Annotated in this window: 16 protein-coding genes; 8 read left to right on the forward strand and 8 right to left on the reverse strand. The window is 72.8% G+C overall.

The annotated features are described in order from the left end of the window. The first annotated feature begins 213 nt into the window (after positions 1-213). Positions 214-2,139: a 1-deoxy-D-xylulose-5-phosphate synthase gene (gene dxs, locus AFM16_RS29540; RefSeq protein ID WP_078635312.1), complete on the forward strand. Its 1,926-nt coding sequence runs from the start codon at positions 214-216 to the stop codon at positions 2,137-2,139. 149 nt (positions 2,140-2,288) lie between these two features. Next, complete coding sequence (locus tag AFM16_RS29545) at positions 2,289-3,791, forward strand: amino acid permease (RefSeq protein ID WP_078635315.1); 1,503 nt, start codon at positions 2,289-2,291, stop codon at positions 3,789-3,791. 28 nt (positions 3,792-3,819) lie between these two features. Here AFM16_RS29545 and AFM16_RS29550 read toward each other — a convergent pair whose 3' ends face one another. Beyond that, a complete protein-coding gene (locus AFM16_RS29550; RefSeq protein WP_078635318.1) occupies positions 3,820-4,194 on the reverse strand; it encodes a PIN domain-containing protein in 375 nt (124 codons plus the stop codon). Positions 4,195-4,272: 78 nt separating this feature from the next. On the opposite strand from AFM16_RS29550, the gene AFM16_RS29555 reads away from it, so the two are divergent. Next, entirely contained in the window at positions 4,273-5,289 is a 1,017-nt protein-coding gene (locus AFM16_RS29555) for a DUF8189 domain-containing protein (RefSeq protein WP_078635321.1), read from the forward strand. A 67-nt stretch (positions 5,290-5,356) separates the two neighbouring features. Here the strand turns inward: AFM16_RS29555 and AFM16_RS29560 are convergent, their stop codons facing one another. The 5 genes from AFM16_RS29560 to AFM16_RS29580 all read right to left on the reverse strand — a co-directional run bounded on the left by AFM16_RS29560 (position 5,357) and on the right by AFM16_RS29580 (position 12,246). Then, positions 5,357-7,486, reverse strand: a complete 2,130-nt coding sequence (locus tag AFM16_RS29560; protein ID WP_030789721.1) for a 3-hydroxyacyl-CoA dehydrogenase NAD-binding domain-containing protein — start codon at positions 7,484-7,486, stop codon at positions 5,357-5,359. Then, positions 7,483-8,700, reverse strand: coding sequence for a thiolase family protein (locus AFM16_RS29565; protein ID WP_030789718.1), 1,218 nt, complete (start codon positions 8,698-8,700; stop codon positions 7,483-7,485). The genes AFM16_RS29560 and AFM16_RS29565 overlap by 4 nt, the downstream gene beginning before the upstream one ends. Positions 8,701-9,152: 452 nt before the next feature. Further along, positions 9,153-10,478: a ribonuclease D gene (locus tag AFM16_RS29570; protein ID WP_078635324.1), complete on the reverse strand. Its 1,326-nt coding sequence runs from the start codon at positions 10,476-10,478 to the stop codon at positions 9,153-9,155. Positions 10,479-10,599: 121 nt separating this feature from the next. Beyond that, positions 10,600-11,262: a response regulator transcription factor gene (locus AFM16_RS29575; protein WP_030789712.1), complete on the reverse strand. Its 663-nt coding sequence runs from the start codon at positions 11,260-11,262 to the stop codon at positions 10,600-10,602. 297 nt (positions 11,263-11,559) lie between these two features. Further along, positions 11,560-12,246: a DUF3000 domain-containing protein gene (locus AFM16_RS29580; RefSeq protein WP_037875695.1), complete on the reverse strand. Its 687-nt coding sequence runs from the start codon at positions 12,244-12,246 to the stop codon at positions 11,560-11,562. Between the two features lie 153 nt (positions 12,247-12,399). Here AFM16_RS29580 and hemE point away from each other — a divergent pair, with 153 nt between their 5' ends. From hemE to AFM16_RS38750, 4 genes are all read left to right on the forward strand, one after another. Then, the gene (gene hemE, locus AFM16_RS29585; protein ID WP_078635327.1) at positions 12,400-13,467 is read left to right on the forward strand and encodes a uroporphyrinogen decarboxylase; all 1,068 of its coding nucleotides are present in this window, start codon (positions 12,400-12,402) and stop codon (positions 13,465-13,467) included. Between the two features lie 94 nt (positions 13,468-13,561). After that, positions 13,562-15,343, forward strand: a complete 1,782-nt coding sequence (locus AFM16_RS29590; RefSeq protein ID WP_078635329.1) for a VMAP-C domain-containing protein — start codon at positions 13,562-13,564, stop codon at positions 15,341-15,343. After that, the gene (fxsT, locus tag AFM16_RS38745; RefSeq protein WP_107419174.1) at positions 15,343-17,760 is read left to right on the forward strand and encodes an FxSxx-COOH system tetratricopeptide repeat protein; all 2,418 of its coding nucleotides are present in this window, start codon (positions 15,343-15,345) and stop codon (positions 17,758-17,760) included. The genes AFM16_RS29590 and fxsT overlap by 1 nt, the downstream gene beginning before the upstream one ends. Before the next feature lie 50 nt (positions 17,761-17,810). Further along, the gene (locus tag AFM16_RS38750) at positions 17,811-19,088 is read left to right on the forward strand and encodes a KAP family P-loop NTPase fold protein (RefSeq protein WP_107419175.1); all 1,278 of its coding nucleotides are present in this window, start codon (positions 17,811-17,813) and stop codon (positions 19,086-19,088) included. A gap of 15 nt (positions 19,089-19,103) precedes the next feature. Here the strand turns inward: AFM16_RS38750 and AFM16_RS29600 are convergent, their stop codons facing one another. Then, entirely contained in the window at positions 19,104-19,916 is an 813-nt protein-coding gene (locus tag AFM16_RS29600; RefSeq protein WP_030789695.1) for a rhomboid family intramembrane serine protease, read from the reverse strand. A gap of 136 nt (positions 19,917-20,052) precedes the next feature. Between AFM16_RS29600 and AFM16_RS29605 the strand changes: the two genes are divergently transcribed. Next, positions 20,053-20,352, forward strand: coding sequence for a hypothetical protein (locus AFM16_RS29605; RefSeq protein WP_030789692.1), 300 nt, complete (start codon positions 20,053-20,055; stop codon positions 20,350-20,352). Positions 20,353-20,367: 15 nt separating this feature from the next. Here AFM16_RS29605 and AFM16_RS29610 read toward each other — a convergent pair whose 3' ends face one another. Further along, complete coding sequence (locus tag AFM16_RS29610; RefSeq protein WP_078635332.1) at positions 20,368-21,744, reverse strand: FAD-dependent oxidoreductase; 1,377 nt, start codon at positions 21,742-21,744, stop codon at positions 20,368-20,370. Positions 21,745-21,748 lie beyond the last annotated feature (4 nt).

Here is a 21,748-nt window from a genome sequence, read left to right on the forward strand (position 1 = left end):
GGCACCGGGAGGTGCCGGGCACAGCCGTGTCCTGTGCCGGGCCCGGCCGTGTCATGAGAACGGCACGAACGACATGTCATAGGAAAGCCCCATGATGGGTACGGCCGATCGCGTGACCTATGACGCATGGCCCGGAGTCCGGCCGCCGGGACGGAACATTAGACTCGACAAGCCCGGCAACAGCTCGATCAGCTCAACTGCAAGGAGGCACGGGTGCCGCTGCTGACCCGCATCAGGGGACCGCGCGATCTGGACCGGCTCAGCCTGGAGGAGCTGGACCAGCTGGCAGAGGAGATCCGGACCTTCCTCGTCGACGCCGTGTCCAAGACCGGCGGCCACCTCGGCCCCAACCTCGGCGTGGTCGAGCTCACCATCGCCCTGCACCGCGTCTTCGAGTCCCCGAAGGACAAGGTGCTGTGGGACACGGGCCACCAGTCCTACGTCCACAAGCTGCTCACCGGCCGCCAGGACTTCTCCCGGCTGAAGATGAAGGGCGGCCTGTCCGGCTACCCCTCGCAGGCCGAGTCCGAGCACGACGTCATCGAGAACAGCCACGCCTCCACGGTGCTCGGCTGGGCCGACGGCATCGCCAAGGCCAACGAGATCCTCGACCGCGACGCCCATGTCGTGGCCGTCATCGGCGACGGCGCGCTCACCGGCGGCATGGCCTGGGAGGCGCTCAACAACATCGCCGACGCCAAGGACCGCCCGCTGGTCATCGTCGTCAACGACAACGAGCGCTCCTACGCGCCGACCATCGGCGGCCTCGCCAACCATCTGGCGACCCTGCGCACCAGCGACGGCTACGAGCGGTTCCTGGCCCGCACCAAGGAGGTCCTGGAGCGCACCCCGGTCGTCGGCAAGCCGCTCTTCGACACCCTGCACGGCGCCAAGAAGGGCCTCAAGGACTTCATCGCCCCGCAGGGCATGTTCGAGGACCTCGGCCTGAAGTACGTCGGCCCGATCGACGGCCACGACATCGAGGCCCTGGAGTCCGCGCTGGCCCGCGCCAAGCGCTTCGGCGGCCCCGTGATCGTGCACTGCCTCACCGAGAAGGGCCGCGGCTACCAGCCCGCCCTCCAGGACGAGGCCGACCGCTTCCACGCCGTCGGCAAGATCCACCCCGACACCGGACTGCCGATCGCCACCTCCGGCGCCGACTGGACGTCCGTCTTCGGCGAGGAGATGGTCAAGCTCGGCGAGGAGCGCCGCGACATCGTCGCGATCACCGCCGCCATGCTCCAGCCCGTCGGCCTGGACCGCTTCGCCAAGGCGTTCCCCGACCGGGTCTACGACGTCGGCATCGCCGAGCAGCACGGCGCCGTCTCCGCGGCCGGCCTCGCCCACGCGGGCGTGCACCCCGTCTTCGCGGTGTACGCCACCTTCCTCAACCGCGCCTTCGACCAGGTCCTCATGGACGTCGCCCTGCACAAGTGCGGCGTGACCTTCGTGCTGGACCGGGCCGGTGTCACCGGCACCGACGGCGCCTCGCACAACGGCATGTGGGACATGTCGATCCTCCAGGTCGTCCCCGGCCTCCGGCTCGCCGCCCCGCGCGACGCCGACCAGGTCCGCGCCCAGCTCCGCGAGGCCGTCGCCGTCGACGACGCGCCGACCGTCGTACGGTTCTCCAAGGGCGCCGTGGGCCCCGCCGTACCCGCCGTGGGACGCGTCGGCGGCATGGACGTGCTGCGCGAGCCCGGCACCGACACGCCGGACGTGCTGCTGGTCTCCGTGGGCGCCCTGGCGCCGATGTGCCTGGAGATCGCGGGCCTGCTGGAGAGGCAGGGCATCACCACCACCGTGGTCGACCCGCGCTGGGTCAAACCCGTCGACGAGGCCATGGCCCCGCTCGCCGAACGGCACCGGGTCGTCGTCACCGTCGAGGACAACAGCCGCGTCGGCGGTGTCGGCTCCGCGATCGCGCAGACCCTGCGGGACGCGGGCGTCGACGTCCCGCTGCGCGACTTCGGCATCCCGCCGCGCTTCCTCGACCACGCCTCCCGCGCCGAGGTCATGGCCGAGATCGGCCTGACCGCCCCCGACATCGCCCGCCAGGTCACCGGCCTGGTCGCCCGGCTCGACGGGCGCTACGACGGCGCCGCCACCGTGGAGTCGGTGCAGCCCGCGCGCGACTGACGCCACCCGACACGACCGGATGGGCCGGTTCGACCACTGCGAAGGGTGGTCGAACCGGCCCATTCGCGTTAACGCGCCCGGGCCGGGGCATACGCAAGTACGCCCTCTCGATCATGTCTGGGACGACGCAGCGTGGGAGGTACGCGCACATGAGCAGCACCCTCTTCCGGACGAAGAACGTCGAGCAGTCCATCCTCGACACCGAGGAGCCCGAGCACGCGCTCAAGAAAACCCTGTCCGCCCTGGACCTCACGGTCTTCGGCGTCGGCGTCATCATCGGCACCGGCATCTTCGTCCTGACCGGCACGGTGGCCAAGAACAACGCGGGGCCCGCCGTCGCCCTGGCGTTCGTCGTCGCCGGCGTCGTCTGCGCGCTCGCCGCGCTCTGCTACGCCGAGTTCGCCTCGACCGTGCCGGTCGCCGGATCGGCGTACACCTTCTCCTACGCCTCGCTCGGCGAACTGCCCGCCTGGATCATCGGCTGGGACCTGGTCCTGGAGTTCGCCCTCGGTACGGCGGTGGTGGCCGTCGGCTGGTCCGGCTACGTCGCCTCGCTGATGGACAACGCCGGCTGGCATCTGCCGGACGCGCTCGGCAGCAGGGACGGGGCCGACGGCTTCGGCTTCGACATCCTCGCCGCCGTGCTCGTCCTGGTGCTCACCGCGATCCTCGTCATCGGCACCAAGCTCTCCGCGCGGGTCACCGCCCTGGTCGTCGCGATCAAGCTCGTCGTCGTCCTGACCGTGATCATCGCGGGCGCCTTCTTCATCGAGGGCTCGAACTACGACCCGTTCGTGCCGAAGGCGCAGACCGTGGAGGCGGGCGGGAACCTCCAGGCCCCGCTCATCCAGCTCATGTTCGGCTGGGCGCCCTCCAACTTCGGCGTGATGGGCATCTTCACCGCCGCCTCCGTCGTCTTCTTCGCCTTCATCGGCTTCGACGTCGTCGCCACGGCGGCCGAGGAGACCAGGAACCCGCAGCGCGACATGCCGCGCGGCATCCTCGGCTCGCTGCTGATCTGCACCACCCTCTACGTCGCCGTGTCGATCGTGGTCACCGGCATGCAGCACTACACCGAGCTGTCGATCACCGCGCCGCTCGCCGACGCCTTCAAGGCCACCGGGCATCCGTGGTTCGCCGGCTTCATCAGCTTCGGCGCGGCGGTCGGTCTCACCACGGTCTGCATGATCCTGCTCCTCGGGCAGACCCGGGTGTTCTTCGCGATGAGCCGCGACGGACTGCTGCCGCGCTTCTTCTCGCAGGTCCACCCCCGCTTCAAGACCCCGCACCGCCCGACGATCCTGCTCGGCGTGCTGATCGCGATCCTCGCCGGATTCACCCCCCTCAGCGAGCTGGCCGAGCTGGTCAACATCGGCACCCTGTTCGCCTTCGTGGTCGTCGCGATCGGCGTCATCGTCCTCCGCCGCACCCGCCCCGACCTGCACCGCGCCTTCCGCACCCCGTGGGTCCCCTTCCTCCCGATCGTCTCGGTCCTGGCCTCCCTCTGGCTGATGATCAACCTCCCGGCCGAAACCTGGATCCGCTTCGCCGCCTGGATGGCCATCGGCGCGGTCGTCTACTTCCTCTACGGCCGCTCCCACAGCCGCCTGGGCCGTGGCGAACAGCCTGCTGCCCCGGCCGACACGGTGTGACCGGTCCGACCGGCCTCGCCCCCTGCCCTCAGCCTCGTACCGCTCGCGGCCCCGCGACCTTCGCGCCCAGTTCCGTCACCCTGCGGCGCAGTTCGCGGTCGGCTGTGATGACCAGGCGGGGGCGGGTGGGGGCGGTGGCCACCAGGGTGACGATGTGGTCGTCGCCGTCGGCGGGGGCCGGGTCGACGTGGACGCCGGGGACCGGTTCGACGTCGCGGGACGCGCCTTCGACGACCAGGATGATTTCCACCGGGCCGGGGTGGCCCGGCAGGCCGTTCGTCGCCAGGTGGTCGCGGAGGCGGCGGGCGGCGGCCGGGCGGTCGCGCCACCAGCCGTCGGGCACCGAGCCGACGACGTTCGCGCCGTCCACGATCACCAGCAGGGGAGTGCCGTCGTCGTCCATGGGGCCAGCGTCCCACGGACGGCCGTTCCCCCGGGCCCGGCGGACGTGGGCGGGGGAGGGCCGTCATACAGTGATCGGGTGAACGGCGACTGGCTCATACGCGGCCGCGACGGGCGGCTGAGTGTCTATCTGGCGTCGGACGGCGCCGTGCTGTGCAGGGCGGAACGCACCCCGGGCGGCCCCTGGGACGCCCCGCGTACGGTCGGCGGCCCCCAGAAGGTGCACGCGGTCCTCGCCGTCGGCCACGGACCCGACGGCTACGGTCACCTGGCGTCCTGGCGGTCCACCGTGAAGGGCGAGGCGGGCGTGGTGCACTCCACCCACTACCGGCCCCTCCTCGCCCCGCTGGACTGGGTCCCGGTCGGCCATCCCGACAAGAAGGGCGCCCGTACCGGCGTACCCGCCGTCGCGGTGGACGCCCAGGGCCGCGCCCATGTCTTCGTCCGCAGCTCCACCGGCGCCCTCGGCATGGCCGCCCAGAAGGAGAAGGGCGGCTGGGACCCCTGGCGCGACCTCAAGGGCGAGGGGATCGTCGCCGAACCGGCGGCCGTCACCGGGGAGTCGGGGTGCGTGGAGGTGTACGCGGTCGGCACCGGTGGCCTCCACTACTGGCGGCAGCGCGAGCCGGGCAGCCCGCCCGTGCTGGAGGAGACCCTCGACGTGACCGTGCGCCGCGGCACCCTGCGCGCGCTGGCCACCTCCGCCGAGCACACCACGCTCTTCTTCACCGACGCCTCCGGCGACATCCACGCCTGGCGCCCCGGCGACAAGCCGGTCGCCGTGCTCCCTGCGGCCGGCCCCGGCCCCGTCGCCGCGATCCGCTGCGAACTCGACGGCCACGACTGCACCCTGCTCGCCCAGCGCTCCGCGAGCGGCCGGGTGGCCTTCGCCGCCTACCCCACCGAACAGGAGTCGGCCGGCGCCTGGTGGACCGAGTCAGGTCCCCAACTGCCCGACGACGCCGAGGTGGCGCTCGCCCTGGACCACGAGAACCGGGTCGCCGCCGCCACCCTGTCCCCCTCCACCGGCCGACTGCTCCTCACCCGCCGCAAGGACGAACCCGGCCTGGCCCTCAGAGCCTGGCTGGAGGTCTGAGACAGGCGGAACGACGGGAGGGCCCCCGCCGTATCGGCGGAGGCCCTCCTTCGGCATCCCTGAGGTGTTACGCCGGAACCGACGCCACGCCCGGAGCCAGGAACTTCTTGCCGTTCGCCCGCTCGGAGACGCCCTCGCGGTCCAGGTACGGCGTGATGCCGCCCAGGTGGAAGGGCCAGCCCGCGCCGGTGATCAGGCACAGGTCGATGTCCTGGGCCTCGGCGACGACGCCCTCGTCGAGCATGAGCCCGATCTCCTGCGCCACCGCGTCCAGCACCCGCGCCCGCACCTGCTCCTCGGTCAGGACGTTGTCGCCCTGCTTCAGGAGCGCGGCGACCTCGGGGTCCAGCTCCGGCTTGCCGCTGTCGTAGACGTAGAAGCCGCGCTTGCCCGCCTTGACGACCGCCGCGAGGTTCGCGGAGACCGTGAAGCGGTCCGGGAACGCGCGGTTGAGCGTCTCGGAGACGTGCAGACCGATCGCGGGGCCGACCAGCTCCAGCAGGACCAGCGGGGACATCGGCAGGCCGAGCGGCTCCACCGCCTTCTCCGCGACCTCGACCGGGGTGCCCTCGTCGATGACGTTCTGCACCTCGCCCATGAAGCGGGTCAGGATGCGGTTCACGACGAACGCCGGGGCGTCCTTGACCAGGACGGCCGTCTTCTTCAGCTTCTTGGCGACGGCGAACGCCGTGGCCAGCGAGGCGTCGTCGGTCTTCTCGCCGCGCACGATCTCGAGCAGCGGCAGGATCGCGACCGGGTTGAAGAAGTGGAAGCCCACGACCCGCTCGGGGTTCTTCAGCTTCGACGCCATCTCGGAGACCGACAGCGAGGAGGTGTTGGTGGCGAGGATCGCGTGCGCCGGGGCGACCGCCTCGACCTCGGCGAACACCTGCTGCTTGACGCCGATCTCCTCGAACACGGCCTCGATGATGAAGTCCGCGTCCGCGAAGCCCTCGGCCTTGTCCAGCACACCGGAGACCAGGGCCTTGAGGCGGTTGGCCTTGTCCTGGTTGATCCGGCCCTTGCCGAGCAGCTTCTCGATCTCGGCGTGGACGTAGCCCACACCCTTGTCCACGCGCTCCTGGTCGATGTCGGTCAGCACGACCGGCACCTCCAGACGGCGCAGGAACAGCAGGGCGAGCTGAGAGGCCATCAGACCGGCGCCGACGACACCGACCTTGGTGACCGGACGGGCCAGGCTCTTGTCCGGGGCCCCGGCCGGGCGCTTGCCGCGCTTCTGCACCAGGTTGAACGCGTAGATGCCGGCGCGCAGTTCACCACCCATGATCAGGTCGGCGAGCGCGATGTCCTCGGCGTCGTAGCCCTGCTGGAGGTCGCCGTTCTTGGCGGCGGCGATGATGTCCAGCGCGCGGTAGGCGGCCGGGGCCGCGCCGTGCACCTTGGAGTCGGCGACGAACCGGCCGCGTGCGACGGCCTGGTCCCAGGCCTCACCGCGGTCGATCACCGGACGCTCGACCTCGATGTCGCCCTTGAGGACCCGCGCGGTCCACAGCAGCGACTGCTCCAGGAAGTCCGCGCCCTCGAACAGCGCGTCCGCGATGCCGAGTTCGAAGACCTGGCTGCCCTTGAGCTGCTTGTTCTGGTTGAGGCTGTTCTCGATGATCACCGAGACGGCCTTGTCGGCGCCGATCAGGTTCGGCAGGATCGTGCAGCCGCCCCAGCCGGGCACCAGACCGAGGAAGACCTCGGGCAGCGAGAACGCGGGCAGCGCCTTGGAGACGGTGCGGTACGAGCAGTGCAGACCGACCTCGACACCGCCGCCCATCGCCGCGCCGTTGTAGTAGGCGAAGGTGGGCACGGCCAGCGCCGCGAGGCGCTTGAAGACCTCGTGGCCGCCCTTGCCGATGGCCAGCGCGTCCTTGTGCTCCTTCAGCAGCTCGACACCCTTGAGGTCGGCGCCGACGGCGAAGATGAACGGCTTGCCGGTGATGCCCGCGCCCACGATCTCGCCGGCCGCGGCCTCCGCCTCGACGCGGTCGATCGCGGCGTCGAGGTTGGCCAGGGACTGCGGGCCGAAGGTGGTCGGCTTGGTGTGGTCGAAGCCGTTGTCGAGGGTGATCAGGGCGAAGCGCCCCGCCCCGAACGGCAGGTCCAGGTGGCGTACGTGCGCCTGGGTCACGACCTCGTCGGGGAACAGCTCGGCCGCGCCCTTGAGCAGTTCGGTGGTGGTGCTCACTTGTCCCCCTCGAAGTGCGGGTTCTCCCAGATGACCGTGGCGCCCATGCCGAAGCCGACGCACATGGTGGTCAGGCCGTAGCGGACCTGCGGCTGCTCCTCGAACTGCCGGGCGAGCTGCGTCATCAGACGCACGCCGGAGGAGGCCAGCGGGTGACCGAAGGCGATGGCGCCGCCGTACTGGTTGACGCGCGCGTCGTCGTCAGCGATGCCGTAGTGGTCGAGGAAGGCCAGCACCTGGACGGCGAAGGCCTCGTTGATCTCGAACAGACCGATGTCGGAGATCGACAGACCCGCCTGCGCGAGCGCCTTCTCCGTGGCCGGGATCGGGCCGTAGCCCATGACCTCCGGCTCCACGCCCGCGAAGGCGTAGGAGACCAGGCGCATCTTGACCGGCAGGCCGTTCTCGCGCGCGAAGTCCTCGGACGCGATCAGGGAGGCGGTCGCGCCGTCGTTCAGACCGGCCGCGTTGCCCGCGGTGACCCGGCCGTGGACCCGGAAGGGGGTCTTGAGGCCGGAGAGGTTCTCCAGGGTGGTGCCCGGGCGCATCGGCTCGTCGGCGGTGACCAGGCCCCAGCCCGTCTCACCGGCCTCCGGGTTGGTGCGGCGCACCGAGACCGGCACCAGGTCGGCCTGGATCTTGCCGTCGGCGTACGCCTTGGCGGCCTTCTCCTGGGAGCGCACCGCGTACTCGTCCGCGCGCAGCTTGGTGATCTGCGGGTAGCGGTCGTGCAGGTTCTCGGCGGTCATGCCCATGAACAGGGCGGACTCGTCGACCAGCTTCTCGCTGACGAAGCGCGGGTTGGGGTCCACGCCCTCGCCCATCGGGTGCCGGCCCATGTGCTCGACACCGCCGGCCACGGCGACGTCGTACGCGCCGAAGGCCACGGAACCGGCGACCGCGGTGACGGCGGTCAGGGCGCCGGCGCACATGCGGTCGATGGAGTAGCCGGGCACGGAGGTCGGCAGACCGGCCAGGATGCCGGCGGTGCGGCCGAGGGTCAGGCCCTGGTCACCGATCTGCGTGGTCGCGGCGATGGCGACCTCGTCGATCTTCTTGGGGTCGAGACCGGGGTTGCGGCGCAGCAGCTCCCGGATCGCCTTCACGACGAGGTCGTCGGCGCGGGTCTCGTGGTAGATGCCCTTCGGGCCCGCCTTGCCGAACGGGGTGCGGACGCCGTCGACGAAGACGACGTCCCTGACGGTACGAGGCACGATGGCTCTCCTCCAGGGTGCGGGATGGCACTGCTGCGGCGCGCAGAGCTGAGCGCGCGCTCAGCGCCCATGCTACTTGTGGGTAACGTAGCTGCCCAGCCCCGGAGCCCCAAGCGGCGAAGGTCACACCACCGACGTAACGCCGGACCGACGGGAGCGGGCACCCACCCAAGATCTTGGCGCGATCTCGACGGCCGTCCGCACAGGCGCACCGCCGCGCCGGACGCCCTGCCTCTGCCGTCCCGGCGCGACCGGCGGCTCGGCGCCAACCCTTCCGGCGAGCCCGCGCCCCGTTGTTTTCGCCGTACCCGATCCCGCGGGTCACGGGGCCGGGGGAGCCCAGGGGGCGCCGAGCCCGGTGAGGGTGGCGGGGTCCGACTCCTGGCAGGGCGGCCGCGTCGGCGCGGGTATGTCGCCGTGCCCGGTGCTGCCGTACAGGCCCCCCGGGGCGGTCAGTCGGTCAGGGCCGCTGCCAGTGCCGGGGCCACCTGGTCCACCTGCCAGGGGCGGGCGCCGAGGGTGGTGAGGGCCGTGGCGACCGAGTCGGGGTCGGCCGGCTGCGGTGGCTCCCAGCAGACGCGGCGGACGGCGTCCGGGGCGATCAGGTTCTCCTGGGGCATGTTCAGCTTCTCGGCCAGCTTGGAGACGGCCGTGCGGGCCGCGCTGAGCCGGGCGGCGGCCGCCGGGTCCTTGTCGGCCCAGGCCCGCGGCGGCGGCGGTCCCGCCACCGGCTGGCCCGGCTGCGGCAACTGGGCCTCGCTGAGCGACTTGGCCCGGTCGACCGCGGCCTGCCACTGTTCGAGCTGGCGGCGCCCCATCCGGTGGCCGTAGCCGTTCAGCGCGGACAGCGCGTGCACATTGGCCGGCAGGGAGAGCGCGGCCTCGACGATCGCCGCGTCGGACAGCACCTTGCCCGGGGACACGTCCCGCCGCTGGGCGATCCGGTCGCGGGTCTCCCACAGCTCCCGCACCACCCCGAGCTGCCGCCGACGGCGCACCTTGTGCATGCCGGACGTACGGCGCCAGGGGTCCTTGCGGGGCTCCGGCGGCGGGGCCGAGGCGATCGCGTCGAACTCCTGGTGGGCCCACTCCAGCTTGCCCTGCCGGTCCAGCTCCGCCTCCAGCGCGTCCCGCAGGTCGACGAGCAGCTCGACGTCCAGCGCGGCGTACCGCAGCCAGGGCTCGGGGAGGGGGCGGGTCGACCAGTCGACCGCGGAGTGTCCCTTCTCCAGGACGAAGCCGAGGACGCCCTCGACCATGGCGCCCAGACCGACCCGCGGGAACCCGGCCAGCCGTCCGGCCAGCTCGGTGTCGAACAGCCGCGTCGGCACCATGCCTATGCCGCGCAGACAGGGCAGGTCCTGGGTGGCCGCGTGCAGCACCCACTCGACGCCGGACAGGGCCTCGCCGAGCCCGGACAGGTCGGGACAGGCCACGGGGTCGATGAGCGCGCTGCCGGCGCCCTCGCGCCGGAGCTGCACCAGATAGGCGCGCTGTCCGTAGCGGTAGCCGGAGGCCCGCTCGGCGTCCACGGCGACGGGGCCGGAGCCGGCGGCGAACGCGGCGATCACCTCGGCGAGGGAGGCGGCGTCGGCGACGACGGGCGGAATGCCCTCGCGGGGTTCGAGCAGCGGAACGGGTGCGGGGGCCGGCTCGGGCGCCGGCTCGGTCGTGCGCGCCCCGGAAACAGGAGAACCAGTGGATCCGCCGTCGTCCGGAGGGGCGCCTCCGGTGGTTCGCAGTGAACTGGCTGCTGCGGTTTCTTGGGCGTCGGTCACCTGTCAAGGGTATCTGTGTATCGACGGCGCCCGCCGACGGAACGTTCCGCCGACGGGCGCCGCAGGGTCGTAAACCGGTCAACCAGGTCGGTGTGCCCGGTGGGCTCGGTGCTCGGTGGGCTCAGTGGATGATGCCGGTCCGCAGGGCGACCGCCACCATCCCGGCACGGTCGCCCGTGCCGAGCTTGCGGGCGATGCGGGCCAGGTGGCTCTTGACGGTCAGCGCGGACAGGCCCATCGAGACGCCGATGGCCTTGTTGGACTGGCCCTCGGCGACCAGGCGCAGGACCTCGACCTCGCGGCCGGACAGCTCGCGGTAGCCGCCCGGGTGGCTCGGGGCACCCGGGGGGCGGCGGTGGAGGCGGGCCGCGGCCGCGCCGATGGGGGCGGCACCGGGCCGGCTGGGGAGGCCGACGTTGGTGCGGGTGCCGGTGACGACGTAGCCCTTCACCCCGCCCGCGAGGGCGTTGCGGACGGCGCCGATGTCGTCGGCGGCGGAGAGGGCCAGCCCGTTGGGCCAGCCCGCGGCGCGGGTCTCGGACAGGAGGGTGAGGCCCGAACCGTCGGGCAGGTGGACGTCGGCGACGCAGATGTCGCGGGGGTTGCCGATGCGGGGACGAGCCTCCGCGACGGACGAGGCCTCGATGACATCGCGCACACCGAGCGCCCAGAGATGACGGGTGACGGTGGATCGGACACGCGGGTCGGCCACGACCACCATCGCGGTGGGCTTGTTCGGGCGGTAGGCGACCAGGCTTGCGGGCTGCTCGAGGAGAACGGACACCAGGCCTCCTGGGTGGGGGACGGGCCGGCTCGTGGGGGGCTTGTGGGGAGGAAGCCGGGACGAACCGTGCTTTCAAGGTCACAGTCGTCTTCGGCAGCGAACCCGGCGTCCTTTAGAAAATGATCACGATCTAGTGAGTAACAATCCGTGCAATTCGGACACGCGATCGATCATCCGAAGATCGAATCGGTTTGTCTGAGTGCATTACGGGATCGAAAGTGGCCGTATCGACAAAGAGATCGCCCATCGGGGCGGCCGAACGGGTGGGCGGCCCCACCCGAAACCCGAACGTGCCCCTCAGCGCGACTGCGGACCCCGCCGCTGCGGCAGCGTGACCACCGACGCGTCCCCGGGACCGGCCGGCGGCAGCCCCGCCACCTGCGCCAGCAGATCGCACCAGGACGCCAGATGCGCCCCCGTGTCCGGCACCCCGCCCAGCCCCTCGCGGGGCGTCCAGGAGGCCCGGATCTCGATCTGCGAGGCTGCCGGCCGCTCGGCCAGCCCGCCGAAGTAGTGCGAACTGGCCCGGGTGACCGTGCCGCTCGGCTCGCCGTACGTCAGCCCGCGCGCCTGGAGCGCACCGGTCAGCCAGGACCAGCACACCTCCGGCAGCAGCGGGTCCGCCGCCATCTCCGGCTCCAGCTCGGCCCGGACCAGAGTCACCAGGCGGAACGTTCCGCGCCAGGCGTCGTGCCCGTCCGGATCGTGCAGCAGCACCAGCCTGCCGTCGGCCAGATCCTGGTCGCCGTCCACCACCGCCGCCTCCAGCGCGTACGCGAACGGGGCGAGCTTCTTCGGGGCCGGCGTCGGATCGATCTCGATCTGCGGCCGCAGCCGCGCCGCCCGCAGCGCGTCGACCGCCGCCCGGAAGGGCAGCGGCAGCGACCTGCTCCCGTCCCGGTCCGCTCCGTTCGCCCCGTTCCCCCCGTTCGCCTCGTCCATCCCGCCAGCGCCGTCCGACAGTCGTCCCTGAGCCGCAGCCATGCGGGGAAGATTAAGGGGAACCGGGGCCTCGCGCAGGGCAAGACACCCGCGCGGCCACCTCGGACGGCTGCGCGCTGGGCGAACACGCGCACGGGCCCCGGGCGGTCCGGGGCCCGGCCGGACGGCCCCCGACGGCGTGGGAGACTTGCCGGCGTGAGCGCGAACGAGAGCCCCGCGGGCCGGCAGCCGACAGCGACCTACGACAGTGCCTTCCTCAAGGCGTGCAGGCGCGAGCCCGTGCCGCACACGCCCGTCTGGTTCATGCGGCAGGCCGGGCGCTCCCTGCCGGAGTACCGCAAGGTCCGCGAGGGCGTGGCGATGCTCGACTCCTGCATGCGGCCCGACCTGGTCACCGAGATCACCCTCCAGCCGGTCCGCCGGCACGGCGTGGACGCGGCGATCTACTTCAGCGACATCGTCGTCCCGCTCAAGGCCATCGGCATCGACCTCGACATCAAGCCCGGCGTCGGACCGGTCGTCGAGCAGCCCGTCCGCACCCGCGCCGACCTGGCCCGGCTGCGCGACCTCACCCCCGAGGACGTCGCGTACGTCACCGAGGCCATCGGCATGCTCACCGACGAACTCGGCGCCACCCCGCTGATCGGCTTCGCCGGCGCGCCTTTCACCCTCGCGAGCTACCTCGTCGAGGGCGGCCCGTCCCGCACGTACGAGAACGCCAAGGCGATGATGTACGGCGACCCGCAGCTCTGGGCCGACCTGCTCGACCGCCTCGCCGACATCACCGCGGCCTTCCTGAAGGTGCAGATCGAGGCGGGCGCGAGCGCCGTCCAGCTCTTCGACTCCTGGGCCGGTGCCCTCGCCCCGGTGGACTACCGCCGCTCGGTGCTGCCCGCCTCCGCGAAGGTCTTCGACGCCGTCGCGGACTACGGCGTCCCGCGCATCCACTTCGGTGTCGGCACCGGTGAGCTGCTCGGCCTGCTGGGCGAGGCCGGCGCGGACGTCGTCGGCGTCGACTGGCGCGTCCCGCTCGACGAGGCCGCCCGCCGGGTCGGCCCCGGCAAGGCGCTCCAGGGCAACCTCGACCCGACCGTCCTGTTCGCCGGCACCGAGGCCGTCGAGACCAAGGCCCGCGAGGTCCTGGAGTCGGCCGCCGGGCTGGAGGGCCACGTCTTCAACCTCGGCCACGGCGTGATGCCGTCCACCGACCCGGACGCGCTGACCCGCCTCGTGGAGTACGTCCACACGCAGACCGCCCGGTAGAACGGCGGAACGGCGGCCCCCGTTCCGTCCGTTCGGCTGACGTGAGCGGCCCCCCGGCCCGATAATCGTCGGCGACGGCGAAACGGGGGGCGCGGTGGCGGGGGACGTGGAGGGGGCGCTTCCCCGACGGGTCCAGATCCAGGGCCGCGACGGCGTGCCGGCCGGTTCCGGCGTCCTGATCACCCCTTCCTACGTCCTGACCTGCGCCCATGTCGTGAGCGGCGCGCTGGGCCTCGACCCGCACAGCGACGACGGCCCCCGCGCCTCGGTGCGCGTGACGCTGCTCGGCACGCCGGACGAGCCTCCCGAGGAGACCACGGCCGAGGTGCTCCCCGGCTGCTGGCTGCCCCTGCGCGACTCCTCCGGCGACGCCGCGCTGCTCGCCCTGAACCGGACCGCGCCGCCACCCTCCCCGTTCCGGGCCGGTGTGGCCGAGGCCGGTCAGCAGGTCCGGCTCCTCACCCCCGACGGGGAGCTTCGGGCCGCCGTCCGCGAGGCGCCCGCACCGGACACCCCGGACGGCTGGGGACGGCTCGACTTCGACGTGGAGTCACCGCGGCCGGGCTTCAGCGGCAGCGCGGTGATCAACGCCGAGGGCGCCGTGGTCGGCATCGTGACCGCCCTCCAGCACCCTCCGGACGGGCGGCACGGCCGGTTCCTGCCGCTCTCGGCGGCCCTGGACCGCATCCCCGGCCTGGCCCCGGCCGACGGCCTCGCCCTGCGGGAGCACGGCGAACTGGTGGAGTCCCTGGTGGCGGTGCCCGTGGTGCGGGACCCGTTGCTGTTCCCCCTGCTGGTGGACGAGCTGCGGACGGGCCTGCCGCCCGGGACCGACCTGGGGCCGGACGGGGTCGTGTCCACCCGGGGCAGGGCGATGCACCTGGTGCGGCAGCTCGGGCGGGACGCACGCAGCCTGCGCCTCCTGGTCGACGTACTGCGGGTGTACGACCCCGGCAGCGCGGAACTGGAGGCGTTCGCGGCGCTGGTGGACAAACTCTCGGCGCCCTCGCTGCTGCCGGTCGGCGCGGTGGGGGACCAGGGGACCTGGGAGCGTACGGTCGAGCGGCGGCGGGGGAGGAAACGGCGGCCCTTCGTCATCCGTTCTGCGGTCGAGCCGCCCGTTCTCGCCTTCGACGTGGGCCCGGCCTGGGAGGAGACGGCCTACCACCTCACGTGCCGGGTCACGAGGCCGGACGGCAGCACCTACACGCTCTGGTCGGACCGGTCCGTGCCCCGCGAGGACTTGCAATGGGTGGTCCGAGACGTCGTACGCCGGTTCGAGGCGCAGGAGCCGGGGCCTGCCCCGCTGATCGAGTTCGTGCTGCCGTACTCCCTGCTGACTCTGCCCGTGGACCTCTTCCTCGTCGCGACGGACCCCGTACCGTCGGCGCTCGGCTGGGGCTACCCGGTCGTCGTGCGCCCCGCCGAACTGACGGGTCTGTACAGCGGACGTAGGCGCTGGCACCGGCGGTGGGACCGGCTCAAGGACACACCTCCCGCGGCACGCGAGCCGCGCTGGGTGGAGGGAGCCGGGGGCCGGGCCCTGATCCTCGACGCCACCGAACTGACGTTTCCGCCCGCCGCGGACGAGGTCGCCACGGACCAGGTCGCCTTCGCCCTGCTCCAGGGCGTCCCGGTGTTCATCTGGACGCCGGACCCGCGGCCCGCGACCCAGGCCGCCCTCATGGAGCTGGCGCGCACCGTCCCCCTGGAGCAGATCCCGGACGCCGTCCGGTCCTGGCGGGCACGGCAGGCAGTCGAGTACAGCGCCGGTGGCCCTGCCCGCGTGACCCTTGTCTACGCCGACCCTGAACGGCCGCTGCCGGTGGAGCTGTCGGAGCTGCTGGACGCCCCCGGCGACGGCGGTGCCCCGTGATGAACCCGGCCGCGCTGCTGAGCGCACTGCGCCCCCTGGACGGCGGCCCGCGTCTCACCGCAGACCTGGTCGTCGACGACGCGCCCTCGATGGAGTTGTGGACCCAGGCCGTCCACGATCTGCGCACCGCCCTCGACCAGGCCCCCTTCGACGACGTGCGCGTCCACACCATCGACAGCTCCGCCCCGGGCGAACTGCGGCTCGACGCCACCCCCGAGCCCACGCCGGGACACCAGGCACTGCTCGTGTTCAGCGACTGTGTGGGCCCCGCCTGGCAGGACGGCCGTGCCGTCGAGCTGCTCGAACGGCGGGGCCGTTCCTGCGCGACCGCCGTGCTGCACCCCCTGCCCCCGCCGCTGCGGCACCGCGCGGCCGTTCCGCTCGCCCCGTTCCGCTGGCGTGCGGCCCGCCCCGGCACCCCCACCGCCTGGCTGGAATGCCTTCTCCGGCCGGGCAGCCTGGAGGCGGCCGCCGGACTGCGCGCCGAGAGCGCGGTCCCGTTGCTGCCCCTGGACGACGAGGGTGCCGTCGAGGGCTGGGCCCGGCTCGTGGCCGGTCCCACGAGCGGCTGGTACGACGGCGAGGGCATCCCCTCCGGCGCCGGAACCGGCGTCTGGGCGGACCTCGCGCCGCCCGCGCCGAGCACCGAACCCGCCGCCCTCATCCGGACGTTGGAGGATCTCGCCGGACCCGTGCCGGTGCGTCTCGCCGCGCTGCTCGCGGTGTCCCCGCTCGTCACCGTAGATCTCCTGCGTGCCCTGCGCCGCGACCTGCTGCCGGGGACGGCCGGGGCGGCCGGGACGGACGGGGCCGTCGCCGAGGTCTTCTACAGCGGTCTGCTGGTCCGCGCGCCCGAGCGTGACCGGGACGCCGGTGGACAGCGCGCCCACGTCCTGCGCGACGGAGCGGCCGGGCTGCTCACCGAGCGGCTGACCCGCTCCGACGCCGGCCGCGCGCTGGAACTGGCCGGGACGATCCTGCCCCCGGCCGTCTGGGCGCGCGGCAGCGGCCCGCTCCCGTCGGTCACGCCCGCGCGCTCCCCGCGGCGCGTCCGCCGGGACGGCCCGCCCCTGAGCGTCCGCGGTGTCGCGCCCCCGCGCAACCAGCACTTCGTGGGCCGGGAGGAACTCCTGCGGACGATCCGCGCGGCCCTGGTCCGCCCCGACGGCGACGGACTCTGCGTGCTGCACGGGATCGCGGGCGTCGGCAAGACGACGACCGCGCGCGAGTACGCCCACCGGTACGGCGACGACTACGACTTCGTCTGGTGGTGCCGGGCGGCGGACGACCAGAGCCTCGCCCTGTCCCTCGACCGGCTCGGCCAGGCCCTGTCCGTGCCGGGCCCGCGCGACGGCCGGGGGTCGGTGGACGCCGTGCTCGACCGGCTGCGCACCGGCCGCGTCGACCGCGGCTGGCTCCTGGTGCTGGACAACGCGGGCTCCCCGGAGAAGCTCTTCGAGTACCTTCCGCTCGACGCCGGGCACATCCTGGTCACCAGCCGTCACACCAGATGGGCCGAACGGGCCGAACACCCTTTACGCGTCGGGCCGTTGGACCGCGACGAGAGCCGGGCGCTGCTGCGCGACTCCGCGGACTGGCTCACCGACGAGGAGGCCGACGCGGTCGCCGGGCGCGCCGGGAACCTGCCGCCGCTGCTGATCCAGCTCGGCCGCTCGCTGGCCCAGCGCCGGCTGAGCGTGACCGACCATCTGGAGGGCTTCGACCGGCTCTGCGCCGAGCTGCTGCTGCGCGGCGGCCCGGCCGAGTACGACGTCCGGCTCGCCGCGGTGTGGAAGGAAGCGGTGGCGGAGCTGGGCGAGACCGACCCGGCCGCCGCCGAACTGTTGCGGGTGCTGATCTCTCTGGGGACCGGCCCGGTCTCCTTCGAGCTGCTGTCCGCGGTCACCGGGCCGGGGCCGGGGCCGGACGACGCCGGACCGGACGGTGTGCTGCACGACAAGATCGGCCTCGATCTCGCCCTGCGGCGGCTCGCCGACGAGGCGCTGGCCGTCGTCGACCGCGATGTCGTCGAGACGCATCCGGCCCTGCACACCGTCATGCGGGCCACGGTGATGGGGCCCAACGAGCGAGCGGCTGCCGAACGGTCCGCGCTGGCCCTGCTCTCGGCCGCCCTCCCCAAGGACCCGATCGACCCCGCCGATCCCGCCGATCCCGTGGCCCGGGCCCGGATCGCCGAGATCGCCCACCGGCTCGACCTGCCGGCGGCACTGCGCGAGCCACCGGAGACCACCGGCGCGCTGGTCCTCGCCGTGATCGAGCACCATGCCGCCGTCGGGGACGCCGAGGTCGCCGCGCGGCAGGCCCGTGCCGCGCTCGCCGTCTGGTCCCGCTCCCTCGGACCCGACGACCCGGCCCTCCTCGCCTTCCGCGCCCACGCCGAACGGGTGCCCGCCTGAACGAACCGACGCGTCCCAGCCCGCCCTCGCGCACGACCGAAGGAACCGCCTTGCGCCTGCTGACCGACAACCCCGTCACCGAACCCGCCGACGACGCCTTCCACTTCGGGCCCTACGTCAGCATGCTGCACGCCGCCGTCGAACGGGCCGAGCCCCTGCCGCTCACCGTCGGTGTGTTCGGCTCCTGGGGCACCGGGAAGTCGAGTCTGCTGCGGCTGTGGGAGCACCGGCTGAAGGAGAAGAAGGTCCCCACCATCTGGTTCAACCCCTGGAAGTACGACCGCAAGGTGGAGGTGTGGGCGGCGCTGCTGCACACCATCCTGGCGGAGATGGAGACGAAGCAGGGGCTGCGGGAGAAGGCCCTGCGCCTCGCCAAGGCCGCCACCTGGCTCTCCGTGCGCGCCGGTCTCGGCACGGCCGCCTCGCTGGCCACCGGCGGGGTGGTCAAGAGCGGTGACGTCGACACGATGCTCACCGAACTCGCCGAGGGGGACGCCGAGCAGTACCGGCAGATCAACCGCTTCGAGAACGACTTCCGGGACGCGGTGGAGGAGTTCGTCGGCACCGACGGGCGACTGGTCGTCTTCGTGGACGACCTGGACCGCTGTACGCCGGAGTCGGCGATGACCGTCCTGGAGTCGCTGAAGCTCTTCCTCGGCGAGTCCCGCTGTGTGTTCGTCCTCGCCCTCGACCTGGACGTGCTGGCCGCCGTCGCCACCAACAAGTTCGGCGACGCGTTCAAGGACGCGCCCGCCGAGGTGGTGTCCGGGCTGGCCTATCTCGACAAGATCGTCCAACTGCCGTTCTTCCTGCCCGACGTCTCCTTCGAGACCCTGCGCTCGGCGTTCGCGTCGTACGTCGTGCAACGGGAGGACGACGACGACTTCTGGGAGCTGCTGCGGCGCGGGCTCGGCGCCAATCCGCGGCGCCTGAAGCGTTTCGTGAACGTCTTCAACATGGCCCTGGGGATCGCCGCCGCCCAGGCCGGATCCGCACAAGACCGGGCGTTCCGGCTCCAGTTGGCGGCTCTCCTGGTGATCCGCAGCCGGCACCGCGACTTCTTCCATCTGCTCGCGGCCGACCCCACGTCCTGGGAGACCCTCGTCACCTTCTTCCGGCGCCGCCAGGACACACCCGAGAAGCGCGAACAGCACCGGCTCGCCCTGCCGACCGAGTTGGACCCCTTCGCCGACGACCGGACCCTGGAGGCGCTGCTCGCCTGGCGCGGCGGCCCCGTCGGGGTCCCGTCCGTGGAGACCGTCCGCTCGATGATCACCACGGTGCGCACCACGACCGGCCCGGACCGGCTGAGCGCGGCGGATCTGTAGGCGTCCGCCCCGCTCTCACCACGTGTGCCGGGGCCGTGCCCGTCTGCCGAACAGCAGGCCGCGCGGCTCCGGCGGCGGGGGCGTGCCCGCCTTGAGCGGCCAGGCGAGCAGCATGCCCGCGAGGAACCCCGTGATGTGCGCCGCGTACGCCACGGTGCCGGCCTCGGAGACGCCCTCGCCGGAGGAGTAGACGGCCTGGAGCACGAACCAGAAGCCCAGCACCAGCCAGGCCGGCAGCCGCAGCGGCAGGAAGACCAGGAACGGCACGAGCACCCACACCCGGGCCCTCGGATACAGCACCAGGTAGGCGCCCAGCACACCCGCGATCGCGCCGGACGCCCCGATCAGCGGGTCGGTGGAGTCGGCGTTCAGCAGCGCGAAGCCGTACGACGCCGCGTAGCCGCAGACGACGTAGAACAGTGCGAAGCGGACGTGGCCCATGCGGTCCTCGATGTTGTTCCCGAAGATCAGCAGGAACAGCATGTTGCCCAGCAGGTGCAGCCAGCCGCCGTGCAGGAACATCGCGGTGAACACGCTGAACAGCGGGGACTTGTCGTAGTCCGGCGGGCCGAGCAGACAGCCGCCGGCGTGGGTGTCGCCCGTGGGGACCAGCCGGGGCAGCCGATGGTGGATCAGCTCGGTCGGCACGGCCGCGTACTGCTCCAGGAAGGCGTGCAGATGGCAGGTCTGGGCGAGCGTGCTGTCCCCGGCCACGGAACCGGACAGGCCGGGCATGAAGAAGAACACGAGGACGTTGGCGGCGATCAGCGCGTAGGTGACGACGGGTGTGCGGCGGACCGGGTTCACGTCATGGACGGGGATGACCACAAGGGACTACTGCCCCCGATCCGCCGGGTGAATCGGTGGGCGAACCGGTGAACACCGCTCTCGGGCCGTGCGTATGAACCGGCAACGGCCGCGGCCCGGCGCAGGCGGCGCGCGGCGATGACGTGAGGATCAGGCGATGACCGACCGAGTTGCTCCCCCGATGCACGCCACGCCCGACGGCGAGGCGGAGATATCCCTGGTGATCCGGCTGCCCTGGGAGGACGTGGCCCGGCTCGGCCAGGAGGCCGGGCGGCTCGCCTCGCAGATGCAGCGGCCGGTGACGCTGGACGAGGCGGTGGCGCACCGGCTGCGGTCCCGGCCCGCGTCGGCCGCGCACGCCAAGCCGACGGAGTCGACGTCCGCCTCCGGGTCCGGTTCCACCTCCTCCGTCACCGCCCCGGTCTCCACCCTGCCGCGGCTCAGCGGGACCGCCTAGGGCCAGTGAAAGGCCCTAACCGGCCTCGCGGACCTTCGCCGCCGCCTTGCGCGCGGCCACCAGGACCGGGTCCCACACCGGGCTGAACGGCGGGGCGTAGCCCAGGTCCAGGGCCGTCATCTGCTCCACCGTCATCCCGGCCGTCAGGGCCACCGCCGCGATGTCCACCCGCTTGCCCGCGCCCTCGCGGCCGACGATCTGCACCCCGAGCAGCCGACCGGTGCGGCGCTCGGCGAGCATCTTGACGGTCATGGGGGAGGAGCCGGGGTAGTAGCCGGCCCGGCTGGTCGACTCGATGGTGACCGTCTCGAACCGGAGCCCCACCCGGCGCGCGTCCTTCTCGCGCAGCCCGGTGCGGGCGATCTCCAGGTCGCACACCTTGCTGACGGCCGTGCCGACGACGCCCGGGAAGGTGGCGTAGCCGCCGCCCGCGTTGGTCCCGATGACCTGGCCGTGCTTGTTGGCGTGGGTGCCCAGCGGCACATGGCGTTCCTGCCCCGACACCAGGTCGAGGACCTCCACGCAGTCGCCGCCCGCCCAGATGTCGGTGTGTCCGCGCACCCGCATCGCCAGGTCGGTGAGGAGACCGCCGTGCGCGCCCAGGGGCAGCCCGGCGGCCTCGGCCAGCGAGGTCTCCGGGCGGACCCCGATGCCGAGGACGACCACGTCCGCCGGGTACTCGGCGGCCTCGGTGACCACCGCCCGCACCCGGCCGTCGTCGCCGGTGCGCACGCCGGTGACCTCGGCGTCGTTCACCATGGTGATGCCGAGGCCCTCCATGGCCCGGTGCACCAGCCGGCCCATGTCCGGGTCGAGCGTCGACATCGGCTCGCTGCCCCGGTTGACGACCGTCACCTCGAAGCCGCGGTCGATGAGCGCCTCGGCCATCTCCACACCGATGTAGCCCGCGCCGACGACCACGGCCCGCCGCCCCCGCGCGCGGGCCAGCGTCTCGATCAGCTCCTGCCCGTCGCCGAGGGTCTGCACCCCGTGCACCCCCGCCGCGTCCGCCCCGGGCATCTCCGGCCGGACCGGCCGCGCCCCGGTCGCGATGACGAGCTTGTCGTACGACGTCCAGGATTCCGTCCCGGCATCGAGGTCACGCGCGCGTACGCGCCGCCCGGCCACGTCGATCCGGGTGACCTCGGTGCGCAGCCGCAGCCCGATCCCGCGGGCCCGGTGCTCCTCGGGCGTCCGGGCGATCAGCGCGTCCCGGTCCGGGACGGCCCCGCCGACCCAGTACGGGATGCCGCACGCCGAGTACGAGGTGAAGCCGCCGCGCTCGAACGCCACGATCTCCAGTTCCCCGGGCCCCTTGAGGCGGCGGGCCTGGGACGCCGCGGACATGCCCGCGGCGTCCCCGCCGATCACGACCAGTCGTTCCATGCTCATACGA

The organism is Streptomyces antibioticus (assembly GCF_002019855.1).
GTDB lineage: Bacteria > Actinomycetota > Actinomycetes > Streptomycetales > Streptomycetaceae > Streptomyces > Streptomyces antibioticus_B.

Bases quoted from the DNA above. Each gene is read 5' to 3' on its own strand.
- AFM16_RS29545 (WP_078635315.1), top strand. From the start codon at position 2,289: ATGAGCAGCACCCTCTTCCGGACGAAGAACGTCGAGCAGTCCATCCTC.
- AFM16_RS29550 (WP_078635318.1), bottom strand. From the start codon at position 4,194: ATGGACGACGACGGCACTCCCCTGCTGGTGATCGTGGACGGCGCGAAC.
- AFM16_RS29580 (WP_037875695.1), bottom strand. From the start codon at position 12,246: ATGGCTGCGGCTCAGGGACGACTGTCGGACGGCGCTGGCGGGATGGAC.
- fxsT (WP_107419174.1), top strand. From the start codon at position 15,343: ATGAACCCGGCCGCGCTGCTGAGCGCACTGCGCCCCCTGGACGGCGGC.
- AFM16_RS29605 (WP_030789692.1), top strand. From the start codon at position 20,053: ATGACCGACCGAGTTGCTCCCCCGATGCACGCCACGCCCGACGGCGAG.
- AFM16_RS29610 (WP_078635332.1), bottom strand. From the start codon at position 21,744: ATGAGCATGGAACGACTGGTCGTGATCGGCGGGGACGCCGCGGGCATG.